General features: G+C 39.2%; 8 protein-coding genes. All 8 read left to right on the top strand.

The annotated features are described in order from the left end of the window. Positions 1–55 precede the first annotated feature (55 nt). The 8 genes from FD44_RS01005 (at position 56) to FD44_RS00970 (ending at position 8,554) form a co-directional block, all read left to right on the top strand. The gene (locus FD44_RS01005; protein WP_010620104.1) at positions 56–751 is read left to right on the top strand and encodes a 5'-methylthioadenosine/adenosylhomocysteine nucleosidase; all 696 of its coding nucleotides are present in this window, start codon (positions 56–58) and stop codon (positions 749–751) included. Between the two features lie 33 nt (positions 752–784). After that, complete coding sequence (locus FD44_RS01000; protein WP_010620103.1) at positions 785–1,948, top strand: cysteine desulfurase family protein; 1,164 nt, start codon at positions 785–787, stop codon at positions 1,946–1,948. 1 nt (position 1,949) lies between these two features. After that, positions 1,950–2,294 (top strand): DUF1831 domain-containing protein, encoded by a 345-nt coding sequence (locus FD44_RS00995; protein ID WP_010620102.1) that lies wholly within the window; start codon positions 1,950–1,952, stop codon positions 2,292–2,294. Between the two features lie 116 nt (positions 2,295–2,410). Further along, positions 2,411–3,535 carry a tRNA 2-thiouridine(34) synthase MnmA gene (mnmA, locus tag FD44_RS00990; RefSeq protein ID WP_010620101.1) on the top strand — a complete coding sequence of 375 codons (1,125 nt, stop codon included), beginning with the start codon at positions 2,411–2,413 and terminating at the stop codon, positions 3,533–3,535. A 107-nt stretch (positions 3,536–3,642) separates the two neighbouring features. After that, the gene (locus FD44_RS00985) at positions 3,643–4,302 is read left to right on the top strand and encodes a histidine phosphatase family protein (protein ID WP_029327567.1); all 660 of its coding nucleotides are present in this window, start codon (positions 3,643–3,645) and stop codon (positions 4,300–4,302) included. 10 nt (positions 4,303–4,312) lie between these two features. After that, positions 4,313–4,987: a tetratricopeptide repeat protein gene (locus FD44_RS00980; RefSeq protein ID WP_010620099.1), complete on the top strand. Its 675-nt coding sequence runs from the start codon at positions 4,313–4,315 to the stop codon at positions 4,985–4,987. Between the two features lie 34 nt (positions 4,988–5,021). Continuing rightward, complete coding sequence (gene recD2 / locus FD44_RS00975) at positions 5,022–7,511, top strand: SF1B family DNA helicase RecD2 (RefSeq protein ID WP_010620098.1); 2,490 nt, start codon at positions 5,022–5,024, stop codon at positions 7,509–7,511. A gap of 62 nt (positions 7,512–7,573) precedes the next feature. Next, positions 7,574–8,554: a ribose-phosphate diphosphokinase gene (locus FD44_RS00970; protein ID WP_010620097.1), complete on the top strand. Its 981-nt coding sequence runs from the start codon at positions 7,574–7,576 to the stop codon at positions 8,552–8,554. Positions 8,555–8,607 lie beyond the last annotated feature (53 nt).

Raw genomic sequence — 8,607 nt, 5'->3', positions numbered from 1 at the left:
GCACTTCAATTTTAAATCGAGGATTTTATTTTTTGTAGATTAGTGAGGGATAATAATGAAATATGGTGTGATTTGTGCAATGGATGAAGAGATTAAGTCTCTTCGCGACGCACTTCAAAACGAAAAAATTACTAAAGTAAGAGATATTGAATTTTATGCGGGAACAATCAGTAACCAAGAGGTTGTGCTTGTTCGTTCAGGAATTGGGAAAGTGGAAGCGGGAATTACAACCGCGCTTTTGATTATCAACTTTGATGTTGATTTAATTATTAATTCTGGCTCTGCTGGTGGTATTGGTGAAGGATTAAGTATTGGTGATATTGTGGTATCTACTGAAACTGCCTATCATGATGCAGATGCACGAGCATTTGACTATGTATATGGTCAATTACCTGGGCAACCAGCTCGTTTTGAAGCCTCAAAAGAATGGGGTAACAAAATGATTGAAGCTGCTAAGGAAACTGGCTTAAATACGAAATTAGGGTTGGTTGTGTCGGGTGACCAATTTGTTGCTGGAAAAGCAGCTATTGATAAAATCCTAGGATACTTCCCTGATGCACTTTCCAGTGAAATGGAAGGGGCTGCGGTCGGACAAGTTGCTCATGATTTTGATGTACCATATCTGGTTGTAAGAGCAATGTCAGATGTTGGTGATGAAGAAGCAGGGGTTAATTTTGATGATTTCATCATTGAAGCAGGTAAGAGATCCGCAAAAATGCTGTTAGCACTTTTTGCAGATGAGGAAAAATAAAAATATTAAAAAATATTAGATGGAGGAATCGGTTTGAAGGAAATATATTTAGATAATGCTGCGACAACTCCCATTTCTGATGCGGTATTAACTGAAATGACTGATAAATTACAGAATGTTTATGGAAATGCCTCTACTTTGTATGGTTTGGGGAGAGAGTCCCATACTGTTTTGGAGCGGAGCCGGCACATCATTGCGCAAAGCATTAATGCGACTGATGATGAAATTGTGTTTACAAGTGGTGGAACTGAAAGTGATAATACTGCCATTATTCAAACGGCGCTTACCAGAAAAAATTTAGGGAAGCACATTATTACAACTGCGGTTGAGCATGAAGCCATTTTGCAACCACTCTTATATTTGGAAAGCCTTGGGTATGAGGTTACCTATTTGCCCGTAGATGAAACTGGCCACATTTCTTTAGAGGACTTTAAGCAGGCTTTGCGGGATGATACGATTTTAGTCTCAATCATGACTGGTAATAATGAAGTTGGGTCAGTGATGCCGATTCATGAAATTGGCGAAATTCTAAAAGATCATCAAGCCTGGTTTCATACAGATGCAGTACAGGCTTATGGTCTACTAGATATCGATGTTAATCGAGATAATATCGACTTACTCTCAACTTCTGCCCATAAAATCAACGGGCCCAAGATGGTTGGGTTCCTTTATAAAAGAGAGGGAATAAACTTTCCAAGCTTTTTAAAGGGTGGCCAACAAGAAGAGAAACGGCGTGCCGGTACAGAGAACGTTCCCGGAATCGCGGGCTTTGCGAAAGCAGTTGAAGAAATCACGCCCGAGGAAAAAGCAGCCAGACAAATTAAATATTTTGAATTTAAACAGCAGATTGTTGAAGGGTTAACTAAAAATAACGTTGATTTTGCAGTCAATGGAGACCTAGAAAAGAACGAGCTTCAACATGTTCTAAATATTTGGATCAAGGGAGTTTCTACCTATGTTATGCAGACAAACTTAGATTTGGCAGGAATTGCCATTTCTGGTGGTTCTGCATGTACTGCAGGATCCATTGAACCATCGCACGTTCTGACAGCAATGTATGGTCAAGATAGCCCAAGAATTTCGGAATCAATTCGAATCAGTTTTGGAAAAAATACAACCACTGATGAAATTAACCAGTTGATTAATAGCATCACTCAAATCGTCAATCGACTAAAAAAACGAAGCGAGGTTAATTAAAATGGCATTTACAACTGAAGTAACTGATTTAGGTGACAACAAAGTTTATCGATTAAGTGACAATATTAAAAAATATACCCTTAAAGATGTTGGTTTTGTAGAGAGTAAGGCGGGTAACTTTGTTTTGGAGCGGTCTTTAGATCCTGAGTCCCCATACCAAAAAAGCGTTAAGCTCAAAATGATGGTTTCAAAGGATCTTGGCAGCTTTAAATTAGCAACGGTCACTGCGAATGGACTTCAAAATATTAATATTTTTAAAAACGAGACTCATGAGAAATTAGTTGAACAATTTAATCACTTAATAGAAGTTCTTGAAGAGCGAGAAGTGGTACAGGTTCAAAAATAATAATTGACACGCCAGGCTTGCAATACTTGTCATAATTAACTACACTAGGTATTACTGGATTTTGCGACCTTCAAATCGTAGATTCTCCAGAATCTAAATGAATGATGGTGATTTAAATGCAAGACAACAGCAATACTCGTGTCGTTGTCGGCATGAGTGGCGGAGTTGATTCTTCGGTTGTTGCTTTGAGACTAAAGCAGCAAGGCTATGACGTTGTAGGAGTTTTCATGAAGAACTGGGATGACACTGACGAAAACGGTGTCTGTACAGCGACTGAGGACTACAAGGACGTTGCCAAAGTAGCCGCAAATATCGGGATTCCTTATTATTCCGTTAACTTTGAGAAGGAGTATTGGGACCGAGTTTTCACATACTTCCTCGATGAGTATAAGAAGGGAAGAACGCCTAATCCTGATGTAATCTGTAATAAAGAGATTAAGTTCAAGGCCTTTTTGGATTACGCACTTGATCTTGGTGCAGACTATGTTGCAACTGGCCACTATGCTCAGCTTTCTCGTGATGAGAACGGTCACATGCACCTAATGCGTTCAGTTGATCAGAATAAGGATCAGACGTACTTCTTGAGCCAGCTATCTACTGAGCAGTTAGACCGAGTTATGTTTCCAATTGGGGACATTACAAAGCCTGAGGTTCGAGCAATGGCAAAAGAGGCAGGATTGGCTACTGCTGAGAAGAAGGATTCAGTTGGAATTTGCTTTATTGGCGAAAAGAATTTCAAGTCATTTCTTGGCCATTATTTACCCGCAACACCGGGTAAAATGATGACGGTTGACGGCGAGGTTAAGGGTGATCATGCAGGACTAATGTATTATACAATTGGTCAGCGTCGTGGCCTTGGCATTGGCGGAGATGGTGAGGATAATGAGCCATGGTTTGTTATTGGCAAAGACTTGACGAAGAATATCTTGTATGTTGGCAAGGGTTATCATAATGAGCATTTATATGCGACGCACCTTGATGCATCAGATATCCATTGGGTTAATTCAATCGACCGTGGTAATGAGTTCCATTGCACCGCTAAATTTAGATATCGTCAGAAAGATACCGGCGTTACGGTAAAGATTAGCGATGATGGTCAGAAGGTTACTGTTGTATTTGATGACCCAGTTCGGGCAATTACACCAGGGCAGGCTGTTGTATTTTACGATGGCGCTGAGTGCTTGGGTAGTGCAATCATTGATGCAGCTTATAACCCAGTACGTCAATTACAATACGTTTAATTTTAATAATGAAGGGATGTCCTATAATGGGGACATCCTTTTTTGAATTTAGGGGCCGAAACTGGCATAATAAAAGCAATGTCAATTTTGTGAATGAGGGAATCAATTTGAAAATATTTTTTGTAAGACATGGTAAAACTAAGTGGAATTTAGAATCAAGATACCAAGGATCTGGCGGCGATTCGCCACTATTACCCGAAAGTTACACAGCAATGAAACAAGCTGGTGATTATTTAAGTCAGTTTAACTTTTCACATGTTTATGCTAGTCCTATTAAACGGGCAAGGGTGACTGCTCAGAACATTATTTCTCAGTTTGATTATGCAGTTCCCCTTACTTTGCTGAGCCGATTGACTGAATTTAACCTTGGCAAAATGGAAGGGCAAAAATTTGTAGATGTGCAACATCAATTTCCAGAAGAGTTCGAAGCATTTAGAAGTCATCCAGAAGCATATAAGGCTAATATAATTGGTGGTGAAAGCTTTTCGGATGTGATCAATCGAATGACACCCGCAATTCGACTGATATCTCAGCACTTTGATGCGCCAACTGATAATGTACTAGTTGTGAGTCATGGCGCTGCCTTAAATGCTGAAATTAATGCGCTTCTTGGCATTCCACTTGCAAATTTGCGAGATCGAGGTGGGTTGGCAAATACGTCAACGACCATTTTAGAAACCAATGACGGTGGTCAAAACTTTATTCTCAATAAGTGGAATGATACAGAATATTTAACGGGCGCATTAGATCAAACAAGTACGATTTAGGAGAAGCACAATGACAGATAAAAAAGTGAATCGAAAAGATGAAAAAAAACAAACCGAGGAGCTTCTGAAGAAATTAGTGGCAAAGGTTGATGCTAATCCAGCCGATTACCACGCTTATTATAATTTAGGAGCCATGTTGACTCAGGTAAAGAGCTATGCGCAAGCAGAAGAACTATTCTTAAAAGCACAAGGATTATTAAAGAATCAAACTCGCGAAGCGACCGATGAATTAACCTATGGATTGGCCAACGTTTACTATGAATCTGGGAAATTTGATCAAGCAATCCATGAATTTACTAAAATTAAATCAGATAAATTACAAAAAGACACGTATTTAATGATTAGTCAGTGCTATATTGGCTTAGGAAATCATAAACAGGCACTTGCCTATGCCTTAACAGCCCAGAATTTGGCTAAACAAGATTCGAGTGCTAATAGACTGGTTGCTGAAAATCTCTTAGCATTAGGTAACTTTGATGAGGCAGCGCAATACTTTGATATTATTTTAGAAAATGATCCTGAGGATGGTGCAGCAAACTTTGACCGTGGGCTATTAGCGATGGTCTTATCACAGCCGTTCGATGACTATTTTAAAAAGGCGAAGAAGAATGATCCAACTTATTTTAAAAAGCAACAAAACAAGTTGGTAGGAATTGAAGAATTAATTAAGGCTCGAAAAAATTAGTTACTACTTAACAAGAAGGAAGCGATAGTGGAAAATGGCAGAATCCATGAATTTATTTGATGACCAAAATAAAACCGACCAACAGTCCAATTTTGTGGTGGGAAATGTCTCTGCCATTTTTTTTACGAGTCCTGATAGTTTTTATAAAGTGTTACTTGTAAAAATTTCAGAAACTAGTTTGGACTGGCATGAAGACGAGATTGTTGTCATAGGCAATTTTGCGGAAATAAGCGAAGAAACGACCTATCGATTTGTTGGTAAAAAGGTGTCGCATCCTAAATATGGCACTCAATTTCAAGCTGATAATTATGAAAATGAGACGCCTACTTCGAAAACGGGGATTATTAGTTATTTGTCTGGCGATGATTTTCCTGGCTTGGGGAAAAAGACGGCAGAACGAATTGTTGATTTGCTGGGATTACAAGCAATTGATAAAATAATTGGCGATCCAGAATGTTTAGCACCATTAAATCTGAAGCCAAAAGTTAGAGAAGTTTTAATAGAAAATCTAACAGCAAATAACGGAATGGATCAAATTGTTATTGGGCTGAATAGCTATGGGTTTGGTAGTCAATTAACCGCCAAAATATTTGAGAAATACCGCGGTGAAACGCTCGATGTGCTTAAAGAAAACCCATATCAACTTGTTGAAGATATTGTTGGAATCAATTTCAAACGTGCAGATCGGGTTGCAAACCAAATTGGAATTAAGAATGATGATCCAAAACGAGTGAGAGCAGCACTTTTACAAACGATTGAAGATCTTTCAATGCAGGATGGTGACGTTTATACAACTGCAAAGCCATTAATGCAGACGGCCTTACAGTTATTGGAAGATAGTCGACAAACAGAAATAAACCCACAGTTATTGGCTGAACAATTGGTTAGTTTAGCTAAGGAACAAAAGGTTGTTGGGGATCATGATCGAATCTATTTGAAGCAATTGTATGATGCCGAGTGGCAGATTGCTGAGCATTTAAATCGATTACTTAAAGATGAAGCTTTAGAGCCACTTGAAGATTCGCAAATTGAAAAGCAACTTCGAATCGTTGGAAAACAGTTGGGAATTACCTATGATGATTCCCAAAAAGGTGCTTTAACTGCAGCAATAAATTCCCGGGTCTTTTTACTTACAGGTGGACCAGGAACTGGTAAAACGACCATCATTAATGGGTTGGTTAATTTATATGGCAGAGTGCATAATCTATCGCTTGATATCAATGAATATAAAGATAAGCCATTTCCTGTTTTATTGGCTGCCCCCACTGGGCGAGCTGCCAAACGAATGAGTGAAACAACAGGATTACCCGCAAGTACGATTCATCGCTTATTGGGCCTGACTGGACGTGAACAGAATCCAGATGTGGAAACAAATGAACTTGAGGGTGGCCTCCTGATAGTTGATGAAATGTCGATGGTGGATGAATTTCTATTTCAAAGTCTTTTAAAGGCAATTCCCAGTCGTATGCAAGTTGTTTTGGTCGGGGATAAAGATCAATTGCCATCGGTTGGACCGGGCCAAGTTTTTCATGATTTATTGGCAAGCGGCGAGATAAATAAGATTGAACTTACAACCATTTATCGTCAGGGGGATGGTTCCTCCATCATTCCACTGGCCCACAGCATCAAAGAGGGGAAATTGCCGAGTGATTTTACAGTCAACCAGGCAGACCGCTCCTTTATTCCATGTGGAGCGGGTCAGATTGACTCGGTCATTAGCCAGATTGTATCGAAAGCTAAGGTGAAGGGATTTGATACCTCAGATATTCAGGTTTTGGCACCAATGTATCGGGGTGTTGCTGGAATTGATCGTCTAAATGAAACAATTCAAGAGATAATGAATCCGCACAAAAATTCACAACAAAAAGAAGTTGAGTTTCGAGGCCAAAAGTTTCGAATTGGGGACAAAGTTCTTCACCTTGTCAATAGTCCCGAAAATAACGTTTTTAACGGGGATATTGGGATTATTGTTGGAATAGATCTGGCCAGCGATAAAGCAAATGAATCTAAATCCGATCAGATTACCATTGCATTTGACCAAACTGAAGTCACCTATGGGAGAAATGATTGGATTAGAATTACGTTGGCATATTGCACGTCAATTCATAAATCTCAAGGGTCAGAATTTAAAATGGTGATTCTGCCAATGGTGCCCCAATATGCTAGGATGTTACAAAGAAACCTGCTTTATACGGCAGTTACCCGTGCCGAAAAAATGTTAATTTTACTCGGAGACACTGACTCGTTTAGAAGATGTGTTGAAAATCAATCAGTTAATCGGAAAACAACGCTAAAGGAACGCCTACAGTCAGTCATTGATGATCAGCCAAAGGAAAGTGTCGAAACCGAAAAAAAGGGTGAGATGGAAGAAACACCTAGTGAAAACATTTCTGAAGCATCAGCAGATACCAAGGTCGTGCATGATACAAGACTAAGTGAAGAAATGATTCTTTCCGGTAAAATTGATCCGATGATTGGCATGAATGGAATTTCACCACAAGAATTTATGCCAAAACGGGCTTAAATGACTTGCACAAGCGACTAATACTTGCGATAATCAAATTAGAAAATAGATGGAGGCACGTTATGGCGGACAAAGTCGGTAAGGGAACGTTAAAATTATTTGCGTTGAATTCTAACCAACCATTAGCAGAAAAAATTGCTAAGTCAGCGGGAGTTGAATTAGGAAAAGCATCAGTCAAACATTTTAGTGATGGTGAAATTCAAATTAACATTGAAGAAAGCGTCCGTGGGGATGATGTTTTCTTAATCCAATCAGTCTCAAATCCAGTTAATTCAATGCTGATGGAATTAATGATTATGATTGATGCAGTGAGAAGAGCTAGCGCTAACTCAATCAATGTCGTTATTCCTTATTATGGATACTCGCGTGCTGATCGAAAGGCGAGATCACGAGAACCAATTACTGCAAAATTAATTGCATCTATGTTGGAGATGGACGGTGTTGATCGAATGGTCACACTAGATTTGCATGCAGCACAACTCCAAGGTTTCTTTGACATTCCAATGGACCATTTGCAAGGGGCACCGCTTTTGGCAAGGTACTTTGTTGAAAATAAGTTGGATGACGATCTTGTTATTGTGTCACCAGATCATGCCGGCGTATCGAATGCTAGAAAATTAGCTGAACTGTTGCACTCACCAATTGCGATTATTGACAACCGAGACGATAATGAATCTACTACGTCTCCTGATGCCGTTATTGGTTCTGTTAAAGGCAAACGAGCTATTTTAATTGATGATATCATCGATACTGGGGTTCGGATTGCAAACTCAGCTAAAACGTTGGAACGTGCAGGTGCTACAGAAGTATTTGCCGTTGCAACTCACGCTGTTTTTAGTGGAAACGCAGTTGAAGAATTAAACAACTCACCTTTAAAGAAAGTTGTTTTTACTGATTCAATTAAGTTACCTGAAGAAAAACAAAGTGATAAATTTGTTGTGGTATCAGTAGGCAACTTGATGGGCAAAGCAATTCAACGAATTTATAATGAAGAAAGTGTTGGGGCGTTGATTCGCGCTGAAAAGGAAGCTTTCCTTAAATAGGTTAATCTAAGAAGCGGTGAACGCTTTTTTTTTATGCAGAAATGTATGCGCTT

The organism is Secundilactobacillus malefermentans DSM 5705 = KCTC 3548 (assembly GCF_001436395.1).
GTDB classification, from domain to species: domain Bacteria; phylum Bacillota; class Bacilli; order Lactobacillales; family Lactobacillaceae; genus Secundilactobacillus; species Secundilactobacillus malefermentans.
This window is presented reverse-complemented; position numbering and strand designations above follow the sequence as displayed.